The sequence below is a fragment of the Furfurilactobacillus cerevisiae genome, assembly GCF_048961765.1.
Classification (GTDB): domain Bacteria; phylum Bacillota; class Bacilli; order Lactobacillales; family Lactobacillaceae; genus Furfurilactobacillus; species Furfurilactobacillus milii_A.
Window position 1 is genome coordinate 1,032,848 of the sequence record NZ_CP185253.1, and the last position, 22,997, is coordinate 1,055,844.

The following is a 22,997-nucleotide window of genomic DNA, read 5'->3' on the forward strand; positions in this document are numbered from 1 at the left end:
GGTCAATCCTTTGATTGATGTCAACAAATTTGAAAGCATGCAGATTGGGCTTGCGTCGCCCGACAAAATCCGCAGCTGGTCATATGGTGAAGTTAAGAAGCCTGAGACCATCAATTATCGGACATTAAAGCCTGAACGTGATGGCTTGTTCGATGAACGGATTTTTGGACCAACAAAAGACTGGGAATGTGCGTGTGGTAAGTACAAACGGATTCGCTACAAGGGTGTTGTTTGTGACCGTTGTGGTGTTGAAGTTACTCGTTCTAAGGTTCGCCGTGAACGGATGGGGCATATTGAATTAGCTGCTCCTGTTACCCACATTTGGTACTTCAAGGGTATTCCTAGCCGTATGGGTTTGGTTCTTGACATGAGCCCACGGGCACTTGAAGAAATCATCTACTTTGCTTCATACGTTGTGTTGGAATCAGGCAACACGCCTTTGGAACGCAAGCAGTTGTTATCTGAACGTGAATACCGTGAAAAGAAAGCGCAATATGGTAACGAATTCCAAGCTGAAATGGGTGCCGAAGCAATTCGTAAGTTGCTGGCAGCTGTTGACTTGGATAAAGAAGCCAGCGAATTGAAGGAAGAGTTAAAGGATGCATCTGGTCAAAAACGGACTCGTGCCGTTCGTCGTCTAGACATCTTGGAAGCCTTCATTCAATCCGGTAACCGTCCTGACTGGATGGTTATGGACGTTGTTCCGGTTATTCCACCGGACTTACGGCCAATGGTTCAATTGGAAGGTGGTCGGTTTGCCACTTCTGATTTGAACGACTTATATCGTCGTGTTATCAACCGTAACAACCGTTTGAAGCGGTTGTTAGACTTGAATGCACCTGGTATCATTGTGCAAAACGAAAAACGAATGTTGCAGGAAGCCGTTGACGCGTTAATTGATAACGGTCGTCGTGGTCGTCCTGTTGCCGGTCCTGGTAACCGTCCGTTGAAGTCACTGTCTCACATGTTGAAGGGTAAGCAAGGACGGTTCCGTCAAAACTTACTTGGTAAACGTGTTGACTACTCTGGCCGTTCTGTTATCGATGTTGGCCCAACTTTGAAGATGAACCAAATGGGGTTACCTGTGCCAATGGCCATGGAACTCTTCAAGCCATTCATCATGAAAGAGTTGGTTAAGCGCGACCTTGCTTCTAACATCAAGAATGCCCGTCGTAAGATCGACCGTCAGGATAACGATGTTTATGATGTTCTGGAAGATGTTATCAAGGAACACCCAGTTCTATTGAACCGGGCCCCTACCTTGCACCGTCTTGGGATTCAGGCATTTGAACCAGTACTTGTTTCTGGTAAAGCGATGCGTGTGCACCCACTTGTGTGCGAAGCTTATAACGCTGACTTCGATGGTGACCAAATGGCCATCCACGTTCCGTTATCAGACGAAGCACAAGCTGAAGCACGTTTGCTGATGCTGGCTGCCGGACACATCTTGGCACCTGCCAATGGTCGTCCAGTGGTTACACCTTCTCAGGATATGGTTATCGGTAACTACTACCTGACTACTGAAGAAGCTGGTCGTGAAGGCGAAGGCATGATCTTTAAAGATCTGAACGAAGCCCGCGTGGCCTACCAAAATGGGTATGTTCACTTACACAGCCGTGTTGGTGTGCAAACTTCATCAATGCCAACTAAGCCATTTACTGATGAACAAAAGAGTCGCATCTTGATTACGACTGTTGGGAAGATGATTTTTAACGCCATCTTGCCTGACGAATTCCCATACTTGAACGAACCAACGAGTGACAACTTGACAGACGGTATCGATGACCGGTTCTTCTTGGAACCTGGCACTGACTTGAAATCTGTATTGAGTAATCAACCGTTGAATGATCCATTCAAGAAGGGCTTCTTGGCTGATATCATCGCTGAAGTCTACAAGCGTTACAAGGTAACAGCTACTTCACTGCTATTGGACCGGATGAAGGATTTGGGTTACTACGAATCTACTAACTCTGGTTTGACGGTTGGGATTGCTGATATTTCAACATTGAAGACGAAGAATGATGTCGTTGCTGATGCACGTAAACAAGTTGCTACGATTTCTAAGCAGTTCCGTCGTGGTTTAATTACTGATGACGAACGTTACCAACGTGTTATTGACGTTTGGAACACTGCTAAGGATGATATTCAGGAACAACTGGTTGACTCCATGGAGTGGAATAACCCAATCTTTATGATGAGTGATTCCGGTGCTCGTGGTAACATTTCAAACTTTACTCAGTTAGCCGGGATGCGTGGTTTGATGGCTGCGCCTAACGGTCAAACAATGGAATTGCCAATCGTTTCAAACTTCCGTGAAGGTCTCTCTGTGTTGGAAATGTTTATTTCTACTCATGGTGCCCGTAAAGGTATGACTGATACGGCTTTGAAGACTGCCAACTCTGGTTACTTGACTCGTCGTCTGGTTGATGTTGCGCAAGATGTTATCATTCGTGAAAAGGACTGTGGTACTGACCGTGGTTTGACGATTCATGCCATTACTAACGGTAATGAAATGATCGAATCCTTGTACGAACGGATTCTTGGTCGTTACGCAATGAAGTCAGTTAAACATCCTAAGACTGGTGAGACCTTAGTTAAGGCTAACCAGATGATCGATGAAGACGTTGCTCAATCCATCGTTGATGCTGGCGTAACAGAAGTTGTGATTCGTTCAGCCTTCACTTGCAACACGAAACATGGTGTTTGTGAACGTTGTTACGGTCGTAACATGGCTACTGGTGACAAGGTTGAAGTTGGTGAAGCAGTTGGTACTGTTGCTGCTCAGTCAATCGGTGAACCTGGTACTCAGTTAACCATGCGTAACTTCCATACTGGTGGTGTTGCCGGTGATGATATTACCCAAGGGCTTCCTCGTGTTCAAGAAATTGTTGAAGCACGGAACCCTAAAGGTAAAGCTGAGATTACTGAAGTGACTGGGACGGTTGTCTCAATCGAAGAAAATCCGGCTGAACGAACGAAGGAAGTCACGGTTAAAGGTGAAGCCGAAACACGTTCATACACGTTACCATTACGTGCGCGGATGCGTGTTGCTGAAGGTGACTTTATCCACCGTGGTTCAGCATTGAACGAAGGGTCAATTGATCCTAAGGAATTGCTGAAGGTCCGCGATGTTCTGTCTACTGAAAACTACCTGTTACGTGAAGTTCAACGTGTTTACCGGATGCAAGGTGTTGGGATTGCCGACAAGCATATTGAAATCATGGTTCGTCAGATGATGCGGAAAGTTCGTGTCATGGATCCAGGTGACACTGATATGTTGCCAGGGACGTTGATGGACATTGCTGACTTTAAGGATGCTAACACGAAGACATTGGTTGCCGGTGGTATTCCTGCAACTAGTCGTCCAGTGATCTTAGGTATTACCAAAGCCGCTCTGGAAACAAACAGTTTCTTATCAGCCGCTTCATTCCAGGAAACAACGCGGGTTCTTACCGACGCTGCTATCCGTGGAAAGAACGACCCACTTGTTGGGTTAAAGGAAAACGTTATTATCGGGAAGATCATTCCAGCTGGTACTGGGATGCCAGATTACCGGAAGATTCAGCCTAAAGAAGCTGAAGTAACTGGTACCGAAGGCGTTTATTCCATTAGTGACTTAGAAAAGAAAATGCGTGAAGAGGACGCTAAGAACACAAGCACTAAGTAATTGGTTGCTATCCGTGTAATTATTGATTCTCGAATCGCGAAAAAGGTCTGCCGGACAATTTGTCTAGCAGGCCTTTTTGTACATAGTAATTAACTGACGCTTGCGGTTGTCAAAACTGAATGCCGCCGTGGGACCGGTTCAAGCTTCCTGAAAATCGGAGTCTTTCACCTCGCCGTTAAGCCGCAAACCACGTCTTACCGACCGTCCGATGTTGTAAATCCGGCACAAATCAGCCTGATTAACAACACTTTCACGGCTTGCATTCAGTTTTGACGCCCTTCAGCTCCATTTTGTATATAAGTATCAAAAACTCAGTCGAATAGTCTGCAATTGTAAGTCATTAACGTTTGCATCACTAATTATCATTAGGGGGTAGCATCTTTATAGAAGAGTGAAGTCGACCAGAAACTGAGTTCCGCGAAGGCAATAGTTGGTGGGCGTTTTGGGCCCGCGTAGTATTGCAGGACGAGCTTGGAGACTTCGGGGTATGAAGGCTCAAAGTCGAGGTCGAAGACACTCGGTTTTCGAGAGTCTGAGACCGGTCCCGTGGAACGGCGTTTCTGGTCGACGTAACGGCGCTCCACAAGAATAAACAAATCAGTTCGCAACCTCCAAATCATAGAGGCTGTGAACTGATTTGTTTGATACAAGGTTAATTATCTGAACATTGTCTTGGTTGCACGGGCCATGACCTTCGGATCTTTTTCATAGTGGTGAAGCGGTGTCAGTTTGCTCAACGGAATGCCTAAGAACGTGTATACAGCACGCTGTGCGCAGCGGAATGAATATTGTTCCGTAAATACCATGTCAAATGGCATTTCAGCAAATTGACTGATAAAGGCGAGGTTGTGACTGTGCTTTGGTACAACCAGTGGACGGTCGCCAACCGCACGGCGGTTGAAAAGGGCACTGGCATATGGCATGTAAACAGGAATGACATTGACGGTTGATGCCATAATGTCGTCAACGTGATCACCAATCTTGTCACGGCTATCATCAACTTCGTTTAAGTGCCCAATAAGTTCAGTGAGAATTTCACGACCAGTCATTTCAATGAATGGTTTATTGACGTAATCACCACACCGTCGAGGATACATAATGTAACCCCAGAAGACGGTTTCGTTTTCCTTTTGTGCGTGGAAATGAGGTTGATGATGAACCACAATTGACATCAATCCGGTACTATCGATCCAAGTATTCAATGCATTACCGGGTTGTTGTTGAGTGATTCGGGTAATTTCATTAAGTAGTTTGTGGTCATTGTTAGTGACTGTGAAGCTCATCCATTCACTTTGTTCTCGGTCATTAAAGAATTTATCTGGGTGACCAAGGTCATAGAAGTGCTCGGAAGCTTGCTTCCATAGGGCTGCACTGGGCGCATATTCGTGGTTTTCCTTCAGTGGGGTATCCATGTCTCCAAACGAAGAACTGTCGGTAATGGAACCGTTAGTGTCGAAGACAAAATCATCTTCGTTAACGTCAACGTGGCCGGTTTGATGATCGCCATCAACTTCTTCGTAATCGAAGCCGGTAACAATAATATCGTCACGCATTGGTGTGTCCTTGAAGCTGAGCGCCGTAACCTTACGATTATTAATGAAAGTTACGCCATGGTTTTCTAAGAACTTGCGCATGGGCAAAATAAGACTTTCGTACTGGTTGTAAGGTGTGCGAGTAACACCCTCGAGTGTGTTAATACGACTAAATTCAAGGATCATACGGTTCATGTAGCGCCGCAATTCCATCGCTGAACTTTGACGTTTGAATGCGAAAGTTGTTTGCCACATGTACCAGAAGTTAGTAGTGAAGAAGTGTGGTGAACTAGCAAACCATTCATCAATCCCGATATCATTCAGTCGTTCTTCTTTGCTTTCCGGCATCAACATTAGTTTTGTCAGAAGGTAGCGGTCGCGGTTGTCAAACTGCATGTGGCGGTAATCATTTTCGTCGCCTTTGTTACGAATGCCATTTACTTTATCCATCAACCGGGCAACATCGTGAGTTGGGTGTGCATGGTCAAAGGCTAAAATCTCGTCAGTCACAGATTGATCAGGGTGATCCAGTGACGGAACAGAACGCATGAGATCCCACAAGTTTTCATAGGTTTCTTCGTTGAGCATTCGACCACCTTTGGCAAGGTAACCCTGACTGTTTTTCAAGGCTTTGTTACCGTACTCATTTTCGTAGCCGGTTACTGTATCACCATCATTTGCGCCGTGGGTTTCAAGACCGTACATGGTGATCTGGTCACCGTGCCAACCGCCATCGCGAATGAGGTAAATTCCTGCTGCTAAGTTACCAATTCCTGTACCAATCATGTATGCATGTTGTGCCATGTTCGCTCACTCCTTTGTTTGTTGAGCCGAGTTATTACTGTTCCTAATCGTATTTAACAAGTGACCAACTTGATCTAACGCGTCATTTACGGTTAGGTGATACCGATGATTAAGGCCTTCATGGGTGGTGGATACGAGGCCAGCTTGTCGCAAAATTTTGAGATGATGTGATACTGCTGGCTGTGAAAGACTCATGTGTGAGGTCAATTCAGTAACAGTTAAACCGGTGTTCAAATGAGCACCTAATAAAATGATTAAGCGCTGCCGATTTTGATCGGCCAGTGTGTTCAACAAGTCAAGATTACTAATGAACTCGTCAAGAGCCTTTTGCTGACCTTGCGGTAATGTCGTTTCACTCATAAAGATCACCTCACTCTATCGATACATTTAACTACATGAATATAGTAACGCGAATGAGTCACTATTGCAACCGCTTACAAAACGTTTGCTTGATCCGGTTAAACAGCCAATTATCAAATAAAAGCGTACAGTTGGACGATAACTAGACCACTAAAAAGGTACGGGATAAAAGGGAGTCGATTTGAGCGTTGATGGTTCAGATAGAAGTGAGTCAAGGCGATTAATGATGCAAACAGGATACTGGCAATAGCCACTTGTATTGGAAACATTAAAGACAGCACGGCGATGCAGTCAACATCTCCATTGCCCATAAATTGAAATCGGTGGATAAAATAAAGCGATACTAAATATGTTGTTGTTACCATCAGCAATTTTGACCAGCTAAACTGATGACGAATCAGTGCTAATACTAATAAAGCCACGATTGGCCACGCAGAGATAGCTAGGTGTGTAGCGTCCTGACAAGCCAAAGCCAGCAGGATTAAATTAAAAACGACTAGACTGACAGCCGAATTAAAAGGATTGGAATGGATGATGAGCGCGCCAAGCAAACCGACTGAACTTTCTGCGAGTGGGTAGGTGAAAGAGATTGGTTGATGACAGTCGGGACACCGTCCTAACTGAAGTAGCCATCCGAGGCAGGGAATAAGCTGCCACCAGCGTAGGTGTTTCGCACATTGATCGCACCGTGATCGCGCGAACATGACGGGTCGGTTATTAGCTAACCTAGTGCTGATACACATGATGGCAGAAACAAAAAGCGTAATGTAAATGAAACTGATGCTGAAGATGATGTATGGCATAATAAAAACACCGTCATTTATTGGTCTTGTCTTAACATACGTAAAGAGATCTGTGATGTTCGTCCATTATCTAAAAACTTCGATCGAACTAGCTTTTTTCGTGTTGAAACCTTGACGCATATGGACGGGGATGATATTCTATTAAAGGTGCTTTTTTGTGAAAGTGTCTGCCATCCATGGCGGCTGGAGCTAAAACAGCAATCATACTGGAAAACAGATTTGGGTTTTTCTTTTTTTATAACTTAAAAAGAACCGCCTGGATGTGTGGACTTAAACTAAAACAAAGAATCGGAAGGAGGACATTTAGATGCCAACGATTAACCAACTCGTTCGTAGTGGTCGTAAGTCTAAAACGTCAAAATCAGATGCCCCAGCATTAAACTTCGGGTACAACAGTTACAAGAAAGAACAAACTAACAACGCTGCTCCTCAAAAACGTGGGGTTGCAACTCGTGTCGGTACTATGACACCAAAGAAGCCTAACTCAGCTTTGCGGAAATACGCCCGTGTGCGTTTATCCAACTTGATTGAAGTTACCGCTTATATTCCTGGTATTGGTCATAACCTACAAGAACATAGTGTTGTTCTTATCCGTGGTGGCCGTGTTAAGGATTTACCTGGGGTTCGTTACCACATTATTCGTGGTGCTCTGGATACTGCCGGTGTTACTGACCGGAAACAAAGCCGTTCTAAGTACGGTACTAAGAAGCCTAAGGCTTAATCAAGAAAGGAAGATAAACGATGGCTCGTAAAGGACATATTCCAGCACGTGAAGTGCTACCTGATCCAATTTACAACTCAAAGCTGGTTACCCGTTTAATCAACCGCTTGATGTTAGACGGTAAGCGGGGAACTGCATCAACGATTTTATATGATGCCTTTGATCAAATTAAAGAAACAACCGGTAATGAACCGTTGGAAGTATTTGAAGAAGCAATGAACAACATCATGCCTGTTATGGAAGTTAAGGCTCGCCGTGTTGGTGGGTCTAACTATCAAGTGCCAATCGAAGTTCGTCCAGAACGTCGTAGCACTTTGGGCTTACGTTGGTTAGTTCAATACTCACGGTTACGTGGGGAACACACCATGACTGAACGTTTAGCTCGTGAAATCATGGATGCTGCCAACAACACCGGTGCTTCTGTTAAGAAGCGTGAAGACACTCACCGGATGGCTGAAGCCAACCGTGCCTTCGCACATTACCGCTGGTAAAAACAACCGACTGTTTGGTCGGTGGCTCCCTATGACACCCATCTACATGTGGTGTCATTTTTGGGATTTAAGCATTGCATAAGCTAATTTAAAGGAGAAAATAATGGCTAACAAACGTGAATTTCCACTCGAAAAAACACGTAATATCGGGATCATGGCCCATATCGATGCCGGTAAAACCACGTTAACTGAACGGATTCTTTACTATACTGGTAAAATTCACAAGATTGGTGAAACACATGATGGTGCTTCACAAATGGACTGGATGGCTCAAGAACAAGAACGTGGGATTACCATTACGTCTGCTGCTACAACAGCGCAATGGAAGAACCACCGAATCAACATTATCGATACACCAGGACACGTGGACTTCACAATGGAAGTTGAACGTTCCTTGCGTGTGCTAGATGGTGCGATTGCCGTCCTTGATGCCCAGGCTGGTGTTGAACCACAGACTGAAACTGTTTGGCGTCAGGCTTCCACTTATAACGTTCCCCGTATCGTGTTCGTTAATAAGATGGATAAGTTAGGTGCTGACTTTGATTTCTCTGTTGACTCATTAGGTGACCGTTTACAAGCTAACGCTCACGCCGTTCAGATGCCAATCGGTGCTGAAGACGATTTCGAAGGGGTTATTGACCTGATCGAAATGAAGGCTGACTTGTACGATGAAGATGCCCTTGGGACTGAATGGGATACTGTTGATATTCCTGAACAGTATGTTGAAGAAGCTCAAAAGCGTCGTGATGCATTGGTTGAAGCTGTTGCTGAATCCGATGACGAATTGATGGAAAAATACCTTAACGGTGAAGAAATCAGCAAGGAAGAATTAAAGGCTGGTATCCGTCGTGCTACTTTGGCAAACGAATTCTTCCCAGTTCTTGCAGGTTCTGCTTACAAGAACAAGGGTGTTCAGATGTTAATGGATGCTGTTGTGGACTACTTACCATCACCACTTGATGTTAAGCCTTACACGGCCGTTAACCCAGATACTGATGAAGAAGAAGATCTTATTGCCGGTGACGACAAGAACTTCGCTGCCTTAGCATTTAAGGTTGCTACTGACCCTTACGTTGGTCGTTTAACATTCATTCGTGTTTACACGGGTACTTTGGAATCCGGTTCATATGTTTTGAACGCTACTAAGGACAAACGTGAACGTGTTGGTCGTTTGCTACAAATGCATTCAAACCAGCAAAACGAAATTCCAGAAGTCTTTTCTGGTGATATCGCTGCTGCCATCGGTTTGAAGAACACCACAACTGGTGACTCTTTGACTGATGTTGATCATCCATTGCACTTGGAATCAATGGTCTTCCCTGAACCAGTTATTCAGGTTGCCGTTGAACCTAAGACAAAGGCTGACCAAGACAAGATGAACAATGCCTTACAAAAGCTGTCTGAAGAAGACCCTAGTTTCCGTGCTGAAACGAACTCTGAAACTGGTGAAACTTTGATTTCTGGTATGGGTGAACTTCAACTGGACATCTTAGTTGACCGGATGAAGCGTGAATTTAAGGTTGAAGCTACTGTTGGTGCACCTCAGGTTGCTTACCGTGAAACGATTACGAAGTCTGCTCAGGTTGAGGGTCGTTTCATTCGTCAGTCTGGTGGTAAAGGTCAATATGGTGATGTTTGGATTGAATTCACACCTAACGAAACTGGTAAGGGTTACGAATTCGAAGACGCCATTGTCGGTGGGGTTGTTCCTCGTGAATACATTCCTTCAGTTGACAAAGGGTTACAAGAATCCATGGCCAATGGTATGGTTGCCGGTTACCCAGTAGTTGACGTTAAGGCTAAGCTTTACGATGGTAGTTACCATGATGTCGATTCTTCAGAAGCTGCATTTAAGATCGCCGCTTCTCTGGCATTACGTGAAGCTGCCAAGAAGGCTGCCCCAGTTATCTTGGAACCAATCATGAAGGTTGATATTGTTGCACCAGAAGACAACCTTGGTGATGTTATGGGTCATGTAACTGCTCGTCGTGGTACTGTTGATGGTATGGAAGCTCGTGGGAATGCACAAGAAGTTCATGCATTTGTTCCATTGGCTGAAATGTTTGGTTATGCTACAACATTGCGTTCAGCAACACAAGGTCGTGGGACATTTACGATGACATTTGATCACTACTCAGCTGTTCCTAAGTCAGTTCAAGAAGAAATTATCAAGAAGAATGGCGGCAACAACAGCCATCCTGAAGACTAATTGTCATTTAGTTGACATTAAAAAGCGACATCTAGCAAATCTGCTAGGTGTCGCTTTTTTGTTAGTTCAATTTTTGAGCGGTGACTAATAGTTATCCCTCGTAAATGTGCCGGGAACCAGGTTACCAGCGGTTCCAAGAACTTTACTTAGTAACTCGGATGTTTGCGTCATAATATGGTCGGTAGTTTTTTCGTTAGCCGCTGTTAGCGCATCTGTCAATGCGGCATCGCTTAATTGAGCATTAGCTGTATCAATTTCGTGCACGCGTTGGTGACCGTAACCTAATGTCTTCTCCTGATAACTTTCAACATCGCTTATCGTGGCCTGAAAGTGGTCGGCAGCCAGAACCGCAATTAGCCGATTTGCCCAATAGGCATTTTTACTGTCGACCACAGCAGTCGTATCACGGTAACTTGCTGGCGTATCATTAACATTTGTGAAAAACGGAACCAGTGTGTTAAATGGATTGGCAGATAAAGCCACCCATTGGATTGCGGCGCGCTCGGCAGGTACGTTTGGCCGAATTTGAAGAACACTCAATTCTTGTGTCCGGTTGATCCCGATTGGTCGGTAAGGAGCTGTTTCTTTAGTTGCACCCAGAGCGAACGGATCGTAGGGGGTATCCTGATAATGTGAGCTGAGGACAAACTTGATGTCTTCAATAGTTATTTTGTGATCAGCATGAGTAATAAACGGAAGGTCGTCGCTCATTGGTGTTTTGTCCTGGGTTGCTGCGTGGTTGAAGTATCGCTGTGCGTACCAAGCCCGTGGCGTATTGTAGTGATGGTCAAGTTGAGAATGTGACCCGAAAATCTCACGGAAGTTAAAATGATCACCGAGATTAAGGTGGTTCTCCTCAACGAAGGTTTGTAAGTCGTCCGCAAACATAAAATTAGTTGAATCTGCAAAGTTAACTTCTTGAATACCCGTTTGGTTAGGGGCAACAACGTAAGCATCGTCCGGGATCCGTTGCGCAACCCAGTGATGACCACCAGCAGTTTCCATATACCAAATTTCATTTGCGTCAGAGAAAATAATTCCGTTTGATTCATAAGTGCCATGTGTCTTTAAAATTTTACCGACACGCTCAACGCCTTCACGCGCGCTGTGAATATAAGGGAGGGTGACAGTTAGAAGATCCTCTTCGCCCACACCAGCTTTAGTTAGTGGGTCAGCCCCTAAGATACGTTCGTTCGTGGTAATGGTTTCGGTAGCACTCATTGCGACATTATCACTGTTGATACCAGCTTCACCCCAAATGCCCTGTTTGTCCACTGCGTTAGGAATAGCGGTGTAGCGTAAAGGATTGTCAGGCAGCGTAATGCTAAACTGACTCATTTTAGCCTGGTATTCGCGAGGTTGGTCTTCAGGTTTGACGACAACGAACTTTTTAGGATCGGCAGCCGTGCCAGTATCTTCGTTACGAGCAATTAATGTTGAGCCATCGTAACTGGCATTCTTACCAACCAGAATAGTAGTACACGTACTTAATTCAGAAAGCGACATAATAAAACCTCCATGGTTAATTATCAGCTTGATGATATTTGGCCGACATTCTCCTTCACTATAACACTTGCTCATCTGCTCCGCGGTGTCGGACAAATAATGTCGCTAATTGGTTCGCACAATATATAGTAGAAACAGATCAGGTACGCGCGTTTTTAACACTAAACAATCGTTGCACCAAGTGTGTTTTCGAAGTGTTTCAAAGCCCAAGCGTGACCAACGGGATCGAAAGAGGCAACAGCGTCTTTGTGAATAGTCAATTGGTAATCCAAGTTGTAGGCATCGACAGCTGTGTGCAATACACAAATATCTGTGCAGACACCGGCAAGATGAAGATTGGTGATGCGACGGCTGCGTAAAAAGTTATCTAAGTTAGTGTTGGCAAATGCGCTATAGCGATTTTTGTCGAAATAATAAACGTGGTCATCATCCTTATGTGACTGATACCATGATGCCAACTCACCGTATAACTCGCGTCCCCATGTATCCTTTAAGTTATGTGGCGGGAATAGTTTGGTTTCTGGATGGTAAGGGTCGACACCGTCATGCAAATCAGTTGGGAGAATGACGTAGTCACCGTTTTGAAGAAATTGTTGTGCGAGCGTTAAAATGTTAGATTCAATGTTTTGACCGGGTTTACCAGTAGTCAGGGCACCTTTAGTAGCGACAAAGTCATTTGTGTAATCAATAATCAGTAATGCTTGTTTGCCAAAATCCATTTGTGTCATAGTTTGCCTCCAATTTTGAGTACGCGTGATTGAGTTTATTATAGATAAAAAGATGTAGATTAGTAGATTGTAAAATTAATCCGAACGCTGTTCGGACAAAAAAGATCAGCTTCCTTTAAAATGGTGTTTACAACAAACCCATCTTTTAGGAGCTGATCTTTTGTCTAGTATAACCTATTCCGAACGAATTAAAATCGAAACCTTTTGTGAACTAGGGCTGTCCAATATCCAAATGGGCGTTCGGCTGAACCGATCACCGTCAACAATTTCTTATGAATTATCTCGATGTCAACCTTATCAGGCTGAATTAGCACAAACAGATGCCGAATACAAGCGATCACGATGTGGTCGGAAAACTAAGCTGAGCGATGAGTTAAAGCAAACAATTCTCAACCATTTACATCTAAGCTGGTCACCAGGAATGATTGCTCACGAATTTAAACTAGCGACTAAATCTATTTATAATTGGCTAAATCAGGGGAGAATTGGTTTCTCCTTGAATGATCTACCTGAACATGGCGTACGCCAACGGCGTAACGTTGACCAACGATCCAAATATAATCAATCTTTGGGGCGATCGATTGAACAGCGTCCCATGATGATTAATCAACGTAATCGCATCGGTGATTTTGAACTAGATACCGTCGTTGGCCCTCGTGGGCATAGTAAGGCAGTTTTATTAACTTTAATCGATCGCAAATCACGGTTCCTTTGGGCATATCGGTTAAAGGACCGAACGACAGCGAGTGTTAATGAAGCACTGACTAAGTTCCTAACAACTTTTAATGGACCGGTGCACAGTTTTACTGTGGACCGTGGTACTGAGTTTAGTGGGCTAGTATCATTTGAATCACAATATGGTATTAAGACCTATTACTGTCATGCTTATACGCCAGCTGAACGTGGTAGTAATGAACGCTTTAATCGGAATTTACGTTATTTTTATCCTAAGGGGACTCGTTTTGAGCACATTAGTGCTCAAGATTTAACGACGACGTTACTCCAAATTAACCAGAGACCGCTTAAAATACTTGACTGGAAAACACCGTATCAGGTTATGCTGACCAATTTGTCCAAAAATTCGGATTAAATTTGCAATCTACCGATTTGATAAAATTTACGCGCAGATTAAATAGAAAATTTCGTTTTGTAATCAAAACGAAATTAACAAACGTAAATAAAACCTTGCCATTACGGGCTTAGGTTGGTATGGTAGATAGGTGCTTGTGCGAGACAAGGGACAACTTTGCCCTTTAAATCGCGCAACAACAAGCGAGCATTGATGTGAAAGGTTGCGACACACCCGGCCGCTTTGCCACGGAGGTGTGGCGGTAATTTTCACGGAGCTAGCCTATTTCTAAAAAATAGACGTTAGGAGGGAACAAATATGGCAAGTAAGAAAATTCGGATTCGCTTAAAGGCTTATGAGCACCGTATCCTTGATCAGTCAGCTGACAAGATCGTGGAAACGGCAAAACGGACTGGTGCTGAAATTTCAGGTCCAATTCCGTTACCAACTGAACGGACACTTTTCACGGTGTTACGTTCACCACATAAGTTTAAGAAATCACGTGAACAGTTCGAAATTCGGACTCATAAGCGTTTAATCGACATTGTCAACCCAACTGCTAAAACAGTTGATTCATTGACCAAGCTTGAATTGCCAAGCGGTGTTGATATCGAAATCAAATTATAATTTGATTTCTTCGTTCTAAACCGATCATTAATTTGACGGTAAAAATACATTATATCGGAGGTGTACTCATGACCACTAAAGGAATCTTAGGGAAAAAGGTCGGGATGACGCAAGTCTTCACTGAAAATGGCGAATTAGTTGCTGTTTCAGTTATCGATGTAACACCTAACGTAGTATTGCAGGTTAAGACTGTTGAAAACGATGGTTACAACGCAATTCAGTTAGGTTTCGATGACAAACGTGAAGTTTTGTCTAACAAGCCCGAGCAAGGTCATGTAGCAGCAGCAAAAACGGCTCCTAAGCGCTTCGTTCGTGAAATTCGGAATGTTGAGTTTGGAGAGACGAAAGTCGGTGACGAGCTTAAAGCAGACGTCTTCGCAGAAGGCGAAGCAGTCGACGTTACCGGAATCACTAAAGGGCATGGGTATCAAGGTAACATCCATAAGGATGGCCAATCACGTGGACCAATGGCCCATGGGTCTCGTTACCACCGTCGCCCAGGTTCAATGGGTGCCATCATTAACCGTGTCTTCAAAGGCAAGCCACTTCCAGGACGTATGGGTAACCACAAGGTAACCATGCAAAACCTGAAGATTGTCCGTGCAGACTTAGACAACAACGTGTTGTTGATCAAAGGTAATGTGCCAGGTGCTAACAAATCATTTGTTACAATTAAAAGTTCTGTTAAGGCCGGTTTGAAGAAAAACAACCGCCACAGCGAAAAATAATATAAGGGAAGGGAGGATTAATAGCTATGACTACCAGCGTTGATTTATTCAAGCAAGATGGTAAGAAGTCAGGCACAGTTGATTTAAATGATGCTGTGTTTGGTATCGAACCTAACAATAATGTCATCACCGATGCTGTATTGATGCAACGTGCCTCAATGCGTCAGGGTACTCACGCGGTTAAAAACCGTAGTGCTGTACGTGGTGGTGGTAAGAAACCATGGCGTCAAAAAGGTACTGGTCGTGCTCGTCAAGGGTCGATCCGGTCACCACAATGGCGTGGCGGTGGTGTTGTCTTCGGACCAACTCCACGTTCATACGCTTACAAGTTGCCACAAAAAGCGCGTCAACTTGCCATGAAGTCTGTCTTATCACAAAAGGTCTTGGACAAAGCCTTGGTTGTCGTTGATGCTTTAGATTTTAAAGCACCAAAGACTGCTGAATTTGCCACTGTTTTAGACAACCTGAAAGTTGCTGAAAAGACCCTTGTTGTGGTTGAAGATGACAACGAAAACGCAGCATTGTCTGCACGTAACTTAGCTAATGTCACTGTTTTGACTGCTAAGGGCGTTAATGTTTTGGATGTTGTTAACAACGACAAGATGGTGATTACGCAATCTGCTCTTTCTCAGGTAGAGGAGGTGCTCGCATAATGGAAGCACGTGATGTGATTTTACGCCCAGTTGTGACTGAGTCTTCAATGGCTGATATCGATGACAAGCGTTATACGTTTGATGTTGATACTCGCGCAACCAAGACGCAAATCAAGAGCGCCATCGAAGAAATCTTCGATGTTAAGGTAATCAAGCTTAACGTAATGAACGTTAAGGGACACCTTAAGCGCCAAGGACGTTACAGTGGTTACACTAAGAAGCGTCGTAAGGCAATCGTTACTTTGAGTGCAGACTCAAAGGAAATTAAGTTATTCAACGAAGAATAGTCTTCTTCAATCTATGCGCCGATGATGATACGGCTCCTCACAAGGGACAACCAATCACGGCACGAAAAATTAGGAGGAAAGTATAGTGGGTATTAAGAGTTATAAACCAACCACTAACGGTCGTCGTAACATGACCGGTTCCGACTTTAGTGAAATCACTAAAACGACCCCTGAAAAGTCGTTATTGGAATCACAAAGTCACCGTGCAGGCCGTAACAACCAAGGCCACATGACTGTTCGTCATCGTGGCGGTGGTACAAAGCGTGCTTACCGGATTATCGACTTTAAGCGTATTAAAGACGATTACAAGGCAACTGTTAAGGCTATTGAATACGATCCAAACCGGACCGCTAACATTGCTTTACTAGTTTATGAGGATGGAACAAAGTCATACATCTTAGCACCTAAGGGGCTAGAAGTTGGCACTGTTGTTGAATCAGGCCCTGAAGCAGATATCAAAGTTGGTAATGCATTGCCATTAACTAACATTCCAGTTGGTACTGTTATCCATAACATTGAATTAAAGCCTGGTAAAGGTGGCCAAATTGCTCGTTCAGCTGGTGCATCTGCTCAGTTGTTGGGTAAGGAAGGCAAGTATGCCTTAGTTCGTTTGGCCTCTGGCGAAGTTCGTATGGTTCTTGCTGCTGGTCGTGCTACTGTTGGTGCGGTTGGTAACGAACAACACGAATTGATTAACTTAGGTAAAGCGGGTCGTAAGCGTTATGCTGGTCAACGTCCACATGTTCGTGGGTCAGTTATGAACCCTAACGATCACCCACATGGTGGTGGTGAAGGTAAAGCCCCAGTCGGCCGTCCATCGCCAATGTCACCATGGGGTAAGAAGACTGCTGGTAAGAAGACTCGTAACCACAAGGCTCGTTCTAACAAGCTTATTGTGCGTGACCGTCGGAAGAAGTAATCTTTCTTATTCAATGCATATACGACATTAGTTGTTAAACACACGAACGCGTTAGCTAATAGCTAACAAGAGAGGAGGCCACACGATGGGTCGTAGTCTTAAAAAAGGACCTTTCGCCGATGAACATCTGCTGAAGAAAATCGCTGCACAAGCTGATTCTGAAAAGAAGACAGTGATCAAAACTTGGTCACGTCGTTCAACGATTTTCCCTAGCTTCATCGGATACACTATCGCTGTTTATGACGGACGGAAGCATGTCCCAGTGTTCATCTCTGATGACATGGTTGGTCACAAGCTTGGCGAATTTGTTCCAACGCGGACTTTCCGCGGACACGCTGGTGCCGACAAGGTTACTAGTAAATAATTAGGAGGACTGAACAATGGCTGAACAAGTTACATCTGCAAAAGCAACTGCAAAGACTGTTCGTGTCGCTGCTCGTAAGGTTCGCCTAGTTGTTGACCTTATTCGCGGCAAGAGCGTTAACGAAGCATTTGCCATTTTAAAATTCACGCCTCGCGGTGCTGCCGAAGACGTAGAAAAAGTATTGAAGTCTGCTGTTGCCAATGCTGAAAACAACTTCGACTTAGATCGAGCCGACTTAGTTGTATCTGAAGCATTTGCTAATGAAGGACCAACCCTTAAGCGGTTCCGTCCTCGGGCTAAAGGTTCCGCATCACCAATTAACAAGCGGACTAGTCATATCACAGTAGTCGTATCTGAAAAGTAGGAGGGAACAAGCGTGGGTCAAAAAGTAAATCCAAACGGATTTCGTGTCGGAGTTATCCGCGATTGGGAAGCCAAGTGGTATGCTGACAAAGATTACGCAACTTGGTTAATCGAAGACGTTAAAATCCGTAAGTTTATCGATCAAAGACTTGCCGACGCATCTGTTTCAACCGTTGAAATCGAACGGGCTGCTGGTCGAGTGGTATTATCCATTCACACTGCTAAGCCTGGGATGGTTATCGGTAAAGGTGGGTCAGAAGTTGAAAAGCTCCGTAAGGAACTTAACAGCCTAACTGGCAAGCAAGTACACATCAACATCATTGAAATCAAGAAGCCTGACTTGGATGCTCATTTAGTTGGGGATTCAATTGCCAAGCAATTAGAGCAACGTGTTGCTTTCCGTCGCGCTATGCGTGGTGCTATCCAACGCACTATGCGTTCTGGTGCACACGGAATTAAAGCAATGGTTTCAGGCCGTTTAAACGGTGCTGACATTGCCCGTAAAGAACGTTACTCAGAAGGAACTGTTCCGTTGCATACATTGCGTGCGGACATTGACTATTCTTGGGACGAAGCACGGACTACTTACGGTATGCTGGGTGTTAAAACCTGGATTTACCGTGGTGAAGTTCTTCCTGCCAAGAAGTCAGCAAATACTCAACGAGGAGGGAAATAATCATGCTGGTACCTAAACGTGTAAAGCACCGTCGGGAATTCCGCGGTCACATGCGTGGTGAAGCCAAGGGCGGCAAGACAGTTGCATTTGGCGACTACGGTTTGCAAGCTATCACTTCATCATGGGTTTCTAACCGCCAGATTGAAGCGGCTCGTGTTGCCATGAACCGTTACATGAAGCGTGGTGGTAAAGTTTGGATCAAGATTTTCCCTCATAAGTCCTACACTTCTAAAGGTGTTGGTGTTCGTATGGGTAACGGGAAAGGGGCACCTGAAGGTTGGGTATCTCCTGTAAAGCGTGGCAAGGTTATGTTTGAAGTGGGTGGCGTTTCTTCTGAAGTTGCGCACGAAGCTTTACGTTTGGCTAGCCACAAACTGCCCGTTAAGACGAAAATCGTCTCACGAGAAGAAGCAGAAGTAGGTGGCGAATAATTATGAAAATGACTGATATTAGTAAATTAACCACTGCTGAAATGATTGATAAAGAAAAGGGCTACAAGGACGAATTGTTCAACTTACGTTTCCAATTGGCTACTGGTCAATTAGAAAACACCGCTCGTTTAAAGCAGGTTCGTAAGAACATCGCCCGGTTGAAGACGGCTCTCCGTCAACAAGAATTAAGCCAAAGCAAATAATTAGAATACGAAAGGAGAACTTAACCTATGACTGAACGTAACGCACGTAAGGTTTACCAAGGCCACGTGGTTTCTGACAAGAACGACAAGACGATCATCGTCGCAATCGATACTTACAAGACCCACCCAGTTTATGGTAAGCGGGTTAAATACACCAAGAAGTTCGTTGCGCAAGATGACAACAACGAAGCCAAGACTGGCGATATCGTACGGATTATGGAAACTCGGCCTTTGTCAAAGACCAAGCACTTCCGCCTATTGAATGTCGTTGAAAAGGCTGTCATCCTGTAACACCATTTCTACGTATTCTAATTAGCTGCGGAAGGAGGATAAAACCGTGATTCAACAAGAAAGTCGTTTAAAGGTCGCTGATAACTCTGGTGCCCGTGAAATCTTGACAATCAAGATCTTGGGTGGTTCCACTCGTAAGTCAGCCAACATTGGTGACATTATTGTTGCTACTGTTAAACAAGCAACACCAGGTGGCGTTGTAAAAAAGGGTGACGTTGTTAAAGCTGTTATCGTTCGGACTGTATCCGGTATGCACCGTACTGATGGCTCATACATTAAGTTTGACGACAACGCAGCTGTTATTATCTCAGATGACAAGAGCCCTCGTGGTACTCGTATCTTTGGACCAGTTGCGCGTGAACTTCGTGAAGGTAACTTCATGCGGATCGTTTCGTTAGCACCTGAAGTTCTGTAATCAAAGTAATCAAGCTGGATGCATAAGTTGAACGGGAGGTGCACAGCAGAATGTTCTTAAAAACTGGAGATCAAGTTCGCGTAATCGCCGGTAAGGACAAGGGTAAGGAAGGTGCCGTAAAGGCAACCTTAGCCAAGTCAGACCGCGTCGTCGTGGAAGGCATCAACATGGTGAAGAAACACCAGAAGCCAAACAACGAATACCCACAAGGTGGAATCGTTGATGTTGAAGCGCCAATCCACGTATCTAACGTAATGTTAATTGACCCATCAACTAAGAAGCCAACGCGTGTTGGTTTTAAAGTTGAAGATGGTAAAAAGGTTCGCGTTGCCAAGAAGACTGGCAATACAATCGCTTAATTTTAGGGAAAGGAGGAATATCTTAGAATGACTAACCGTTTGAAAGAACGATACGAAAAGGAAATCAAACCTTCCTTAATCGAAAAATTCAACTACAGTTCAAGCATGCAAGCCCCACACATCGACAAGATTGTGCTGAACATGGGGGTTGGTGATGCAACCACTAACTCAAAGAACTTGGACGAAGCCGTTAATGAAATGACCCTTATTGCTGGTCAAAAACCAGTTATCACAAAGGCCAAGAAGTCAATTGCCGGTTTCCGTCTTCGTGAAGGAATGTCCATTGGTGCTAAGGTAACTTTGCGCGGTGAACGGATGTATGACTTTTTAGACAAGTTGATCAATGTGTCATTGCCACGTGTTCGTGACTTCCATGGTGTTTCTAACCGTTCATTTGATGGACGTGGGAACTACACCTTGGGTGTTCGTGAACAACTGATCTTCCCTGAAATCAATTACGACAACGTTAACCGGGTTCGTGGTTTGGATATTGTTATCGTAACCACTGCTAACACTGATGAGGAATCCCACGAGTTGCTTGCCCAACTTGGGATGCCATTTACTAAGTAATAGGAGGTTCCACAAACATGGCAAAGAAATCAATGGTTGTAAAAAGCCAACGCCCAGCTAAGTTCTCAACGCAAGCTTACACACGTTGTGAACGTTGTGGACGTCCGCACTCAGTTTATCGTAAGTTCCATCTATGCCGTCTCTGCATGCGTGAATTAGCCCACAAGGGTCAAATTCCTGGCATGAAGAAAGCTAGTTGGTAGACTTCGGTCTTTACTGAGTAAATTCGATTTGGATTCCTTTCAAGTCGTTTTATTGATTTTATCGATACTAAAAGGAGGCAAATATCGATGTCTATGACTGACCCGATTGCAGACTTTTTAACTCGGATTCGTAACGCCAACATGGTTCGTCACGATTCAGTTGAAGTTCCTGCATCAAAGATTAAACACGACATTGCTGAAATCTTGAAAAACGAAGGTTTCATTCGCGATGTTGAATACATTGACGACGACAAGCAAGGCATTATCCGTGTATTTCTTAAGTACGGTAAGGATGGCGAACGTGTCATCTCTGGCTTAAAGCGGATTTCCAAGCCTGGTTTACGTTCATACGTAAAGGCCGATTCAGTTCCTAAGGTTTTGAACGGTTTAGGGATTGCAATCATCTCTACGTCTGAAGGTGTGATCACCGATAAAGAAGCACGTCAAAAAGACGTGGGCGGCGAAGTGCTCGCTTACGTTTGGTAATCATTTAGAATCGATCGGAGGTGTAAAACGTGAGTCGTATTGGTTATAAAGTTGTAACTTTACCCGCTGGGGTAGAAGTTAAGCAAAACGGTAACGATGTGACTGTTAAAGGACCTAAAGGTGAATTAACCCGGACGTTCTCTGACATGATCACAATGAAAGTAGACGGTACTGAAGTTTCGTTTGATCGTCCTGACGATAACAACAAAACAAAGGCCGTTCACGGAACTACTCGTGCCAACTTCGCCAACATGGTTGAAGGTGTTACAGATGGTTTCAAAAAGACATTGAAGTTAGTCGGTGTTGGGTACCGTGCACAATTGCAAGGCACTAAGCTGATCATGAGTGTTGGTTACTCAAACCCTGTTGAATTCGATGGCCGTAAAGGTGTTACGGTTGAAGTACCTGACAACACTACTGTTGTTTTATCAGGTATTTCTAAGCAACAAGTCGGTGACTTTGCTGCTGAAATCCGTGGTATCCGTCCACCAGAGCCTTATAAGGGTAAAGGTATTCGTTACGAAGGCGAATATGTTCGTCGTAAGGAAGGTAAAACTGGTAAGTAGACTTTTGTCTACTTCTTTGTTTGCCACTATCGTGTCGCAGTGCACGTATTCACTGCGAATAAAATATGAGGTGAATTGTTGTGATTTCTAAACCAGATAAGAATAAAACACGTCAACGCCGCCATGCGCGCGTTCGTGGCAAGATTTCTGGTACTGCGCAGCGCCCACGCTTGAACGTTTATCGTTCTAATTCAAACATCTACGCGCAAGTAATTGATGACGTAGCGGGTGTGACGCTGGCAAGTGCCTCAACACTAGATAAAGATGTTAAAGGAACTAGCAAGACAGAAAAAGCTGCTTCTGTTGGTGAACTAGTTGCTAAACGCGCTAACGAAAAGAAGATTACTGATGTTGTCTTCGATCGTGGCGGTTACTTATATCATGGTCGGGTAGAAGCTTTGGCTGAAGCCGCTCGTGAAAACGGACTTAAATTCTAGAGAAGGAGGAATAACCAAATGGCTTTTATCGACCCAAGTAAGTTAGATTTAGAAGATAACGTCGTTTCCATCAACCGGATTACGAAAGTTGTTAAGGGTGGTCGTCGTCTTCGTTTTGCTGCCTTAGTCGTCGTTGGTGACCACAATGGTCACGTTGGCTTTGGTACTGGTAAGGCTCAAGAAGTTCCAGAAGCTATTCGTAAGGCTGTTGAAGCTGCACACAAGAACTTAATCAAAGTTCCAGTTGTTGGTTCAACATTGCCTCACGAAGTGCTGGGTATTTACTCAGGATCAAAGGTTATGCTTAAGCCAGCCGTTGAAGGTTCTGGTGTTGCTGCTGGTGGTGCCGTTCGTGCCGTCATGGAACTTGCCGGTGTTGCCGACGTTACAAGTAAGTCTCTTGGTGAAAGCACACCGATTAACGTTGTGCGTGCCACCTTTGAAGGACTTAAGGAATTAAAGCGTGCCGAAGACGTTGCTGCCTTGCGTGGTGTGTCTGTAGAACACTTAGCTGAATAGGAGGACGAAA

The 22,997-nt window shown here is 44.4% G+C and carries 29 protein-coding genes; 24 read left to right on the forward strand and 5 right to left on the reverse strand.

What is annotated here, in order from left to right; all coding sequences use genetic code 11:
- The first annotated feature begins 10 nt into the window (after positions 1 to 10).
- Entirely contained in the window at positions 11 to 3,667 is a 3,657-nt protein-coding gene (gene rpoC / locus ABUE36_RS04865; protein WP_161001041.1) for a DNA-directed RNA polymerase subunit beta', read from the forward strand.
- A 656-nt stretch (positions 3,668 to 4,323) separates the two neighbouring features.
- On the opposite strand, the gene ABUE36_RS04870 is transcribed toward rpoC, so the two are convergent.
- The 3 genes from ABUE36_RS04870 to ABUE36_RS04880 form a co-directional block, all read right to left on the reverse strand.
- Complete coding sequence (locus ABUE36_RS04870) at positions 4,324 to 6,003, reverse strand: oleate hydratase (protein WP_421017256.1); 1,680 nt, start codon at positions 6,001 to 6,003, stop codon at positions 4,324 to 4,326.
- Between the two features lie 6 nt (positions 6,004 to 6,009).
- Complete coding sequence (locus ABUE36_RS04875; protein WP_161002881.1) at positions 6,010 to 6,363, reverse strand: ArsR/SmtB family transcription factor; 354 nt, start codon at positions 6,361 to 6,363, stop codon at positions 6,010 to 6,012.
- 113 nt (positions 6,364 to 6,476) lie between these two features.
- A complete protein-coding gene (locus ABUE36_RS04880; protein ID WP_421017257.1) occupies positions 6,477 to 7,166 on the reverse strand; it encodes a prepilin peptidase in 690 nt (229 codons plus the stop codon).
- A gap of 307 nt (positions 7,167 to 7,473) precedes the next feature.
- Between ABUE36_RS04880 and rpsL the strand changes: the two genes are divergently transcribed.
- The 3 genes from rpsL to fusA all read left to right on the forward strand — a co-directional run bounded on the left by rpsL (position 7,474) and on the right by fusA (position 10,587).
- Positions 7,474 to 7,887: a 30S ribosomal protein S12 gene (rpsL, locus tag ABUE36_RS04885; RefSeq protein WP_017262644.1), complete on the forward strand. Its 414-nt coding sequence runs from the start codon at positions 7,474 to 7,476 to the stop codon at positions 7,885 to 7,887.
- Between the two features lie 20 nt (positions 7,888 to 7,907).
- Positions 7,908 to 8,378, forward strand: coding sequence for a 30S ribosomal protein S7 (gene rpsG, locus ABUE36_RS04890; RefSeq protein WP_017262645.1), 471 nt, complete (start codon positions 7,908 to 7,910; stop codon positions 8,376 to 8,378).
- A gap of 103 nt (positions 8,379 to 8,481) precedes the next feature.
- A complete protein-coding gene (gene fusA / locus ABUE36_RS04895; protein WP_161001045.1) occupies positions 8,482 to 10,587 on the forward strand; it encodes an elongation factor G in 2,106 nt (701 codons plus the stop codon).
- An 84-nt stretch (positions 10,588 to 10,671) separates the two neighbouring features.
- Here the strand turns inward: fusA and ABUE36_RS04900 are convergent, their stop codons facing one another.
- Together ABUE36_RS04900 and ABUE36_RS04905 are read right to left on the reverse strand one after the other, a co-directional pair.
- Positions 10,672 to 12,093: a C69 family dipeptidase gene (locus ABUE36_RS04900; protein WP_161001046.1), complete on the reverse strand. Its 1,422-nt coding sequence runs from the start codon at positions 12,091 to 12,093 to the stop codon at positions 10,672 to 10,674.
- A 161-nt stretch (positions 12,094 to 12,254) separates the two neighbouring features.
- Positions 12,255 to 12,821: a cysteine hydrolase family protein gene (locus ABUE36_RS04905; protein ID WP_161001047.1), complete on the reverse strand. Its 567-nt coding sequence runs from the start codon at positions 12,819 to 12,821 to the stop codon at positions 12,255 to 12,257.
- A gap of 160 nt (positions 12,822 to 12,981) precedes the next feature.
- Here ABUE36_RS04905 and ABUE36_RS04910 point away from each other — a divergent pair, with 160 nt between their 5' ends.
- From ABUE36_RS04910 to rpsE, 20 genes are all read left to right on the forward strand, one after another.
- Positions 12,982 to 13,911, forward strand: a complete 930-nt coding sequence (locus ABUE36_RS04910) for an IS30-like element ISLpl1 family transposase (protein ID WP_096109805.1) — start codon at positions 12,982 to 12,984, stop codon at positions 13,909 to 13,911.
- Positions 13,912 to 14,208: 297 nt separating this feature from the next.
- The gene (gene rpsJ, locus ABUE36_RS04915) at positions 14,209 to 14,517 is read left to right on the forward strand and encodes a 30S ribosomal protein S10 (RefSeq protein WP_017262649.1); all 309 of its coding nucleotides are present in this window, start codon (positions 14,209 to 14,211) and stop codon (positions 14,515 to 14,517) included.
- A 68-nt stretch (positions 14,518 to 14,585) separates the two neighbouring features.
- Entirely contained in the window at positions 14,586 to 15,245 is a 660-nt protein-coding gene (rplC, locus tag ABUE36_RS04920) for a 50S ribosomal protein L3 (RefSeq protein WP_161001048.1), read from the forward strand.
- 26 nt (positions 15,246 to 15,271) lie between these two features.
- Entirely contained in the window at positions 15,272 to 15,898 is a 627-nt protein-coding gene (gene rplD / locus ABUE36_RS04925) for a 50S ribosomal protein L4 (RefSeq protein WP_017262651.1), read from the forward strand.
- The gene (rplW, locus tag ABUE36_RS04930) at positions 15,898 to 16,185 is read left to right on the forward strand and encodes a 50S ribosomal protein L23 (protein WP_017262652.1); all 288 of its coding nucleotides are present in this window, start codon (positions 15,898 to 15,900) and stop codon (positions 16,183 to 16,185) included. The genes rplD and rplW overlap by 1 nt, the downstream gene beginning before the upstream one ends.
- An 85-nt stretch (positions 16,186 to 16,270) precedes the next feature.
- On the forward strand, positions 16,271 to 17,104 hold the full coding sequence (rplB, locus tag ABUE36_RS04935; protein WP_017262653.1) for a 50S ribosomal protein L2: 834 nt from the start codon (positions 16,271 to 16,273) through the stop codon (positions 17,102 to 17,104).
- A gap of 85 nt (positions 17,105 to 17,189) precedes the next feature.
- Positions 17,190 to 17,468: a 30S ribosomal protein S19 gene (rpsS, locus tag ABUE36_RS04940; RefSeq protein ID WP_017262654.1), complete on the forward strand. Its 279-nt coding sequence runs from the start codon at positions 17,190 to 17,192 to the stop codon at positions 17,466 to 17,468.
- A gap of 16 nt (positions 17,469 to 17,484) precedes the next feature.
- A complete protein-coding gene (gene rplV / locus ABUE36_RS04945) occupies positions 17,485 to 17,832 on the forward strand; it encodes a 50S ribosomal protein L22 (protein ID WP_017262655.1) in 348 nt (115 codons plus the stop codon).
- Between the two features lie 12 nt (positions 17,833 to 17,844).
- Positions 17,845 to 18,507, forward strand: coding sequence for a 30S ribosomal protein S3 (gene rpsC / locus ABUE36_RS04950; protein ID WP_017262656.1), 663 nt, complete (start codon positions 17,845 to 17,847; stop codon positions 18,505 to 18,507).
- Positions 18,508 to 18,509: 2 nt separating this feature from the next.
- A complete protein-coding gene (gene rplP / locus ABUE36_RS04955) occupies positions 18,510 to 18,938 on the forward strand; it encodes a 50S ribosomal protein L16 (RefSeq protein ID WP_161001050.1) in 429 nt (142 codons plus the stop codon).
- Between the two features lie 2 nt (positions 18,939 to 18,940).
- A complete protein-coding gene (gene rpmC / locus ABUE36_RS04960) occupies positions 18,941 to 19,141 on the forward strand; it encodes a 50S ribosomal protein L29 (RefSeq protein WP_017262658.1) in 201 nt (66 codons plus the stop codon).
- A gap of 27 nt (positions 19,142 to 19,168) precedes the next feature.
- Positions 19,169 to 19,432: a 30S ribosomal protein S17 gene (gene rpsQ, locus ABUE36_RS04965; protein ID WP_017262659.1), complete on the forward strand. Its 264-nt coding sequence runs from the start codon at positions 19,169 to 19,171 to the stop codon at positions 19,430 to 19,432.
- Positions 19,433 to 19,478: 46 nt separating this feature from the next.
- Positions 19,479 to 19,847: a 50S ribosomal protein L14 gene (gene rplN, locus ABUE36_RS04970; RefSeq protein ID WP_017262660.1), complete on the forward strand. Its 369-nt coding sequence runs from the start codon at positions 19,479 to 19,481 to the stop codon at positions 19,845 to 19,847.
- Between the two features lie 50 nt (positions 19,848 to 19,897).
- Positions 19,898 to 20,206, forward strand: a complete 309-nt coding sequence (gene rplX / locus ABUE36_RS04975) for a 50S ribosomal protein L24 (RefSeq protein WP_017262661.1) — start codon at positions 19,898 to 19,900, stop codon at positions 20,204 to 20,206.
- A gap of 27 nt (positions 20,207 to 20,233) precedes the next feature.
- Positions 20,234 to 20,776, forward strand: coding sequence for a 50S ribosomal protein L5 (gene rplE / locus ABUE36_RS04980; protein ID WP_421017258.1), 543 nt, complete (start codon positions 20,234 to 20,236; stop codon positions 20,774 to 20,776).
- Positions 20,777 to 20,793: 17 nt separating this feature from the next.
- A complete protein-coding gene (locus ABUE36_RS04985; protein WP_017262663.1) occupies positions 20,794 to 20,979 on the forward strand; it encodes a type Z 30S ribosomal protein S14 in 186 nt (61 codons plus the stop codon).
- Positions 20,980 to 21,066: 87 nt separating this feature from the next.
- Complete coding sequence (gene rpsH, locus ABUE36_RS04990) at positions 21,067 to 21,465, forward strand: 30S ribosomal protein S8 (protein WP_017262664.1); 399 nt, start codon at positions 21,067 to 21,069, stop codon at positions 21,463 to 21,465.
- Between the two features lie 29 nt (positions 21,466 to 21,494).
- Entirely contained in the window at positions 21,495 to 22,031 is a 537-nt protein-coding gene (rplF, locus tag ABUE36_RS04995; protein ID WP_017262665.1) for a 50S ribosomal protein L6, read from the forward strand.
- 80 nt (positions 22,032 to 22,111) lie between these two features.
- Positions 22,112 to 22,468 carry a 50S ribosomal protein L18 gene (gene rplR / locus ABUE36_RS05000; RefSeq protein ID WP_017262666.1) on the forward strand — a complete coding sequence of 119 codons (357 nt, stop codon included), beginning with the start codon at positions 22,112 to 22,114 and terminating at the stop codon, positions 22,466 to 22,468.
- A gap of 18 nt (positions 22,469 to 22,486) precedes the next feature.
- Complete coding sequence (gene rpsE, locus ABUE36_RS05005) at positions 22,487 to 22,987, forward strand: 30S ribosomal protein S5 (RefSeq protein WP_017262667.1); 501 nt, start codon at positions 22,487 to 22,489, stop codon at positions 22,985 to 22,987.
- The last annotated feature ends 10 nt before the right edge of the window (positions 22,988 to 22,997 follow it).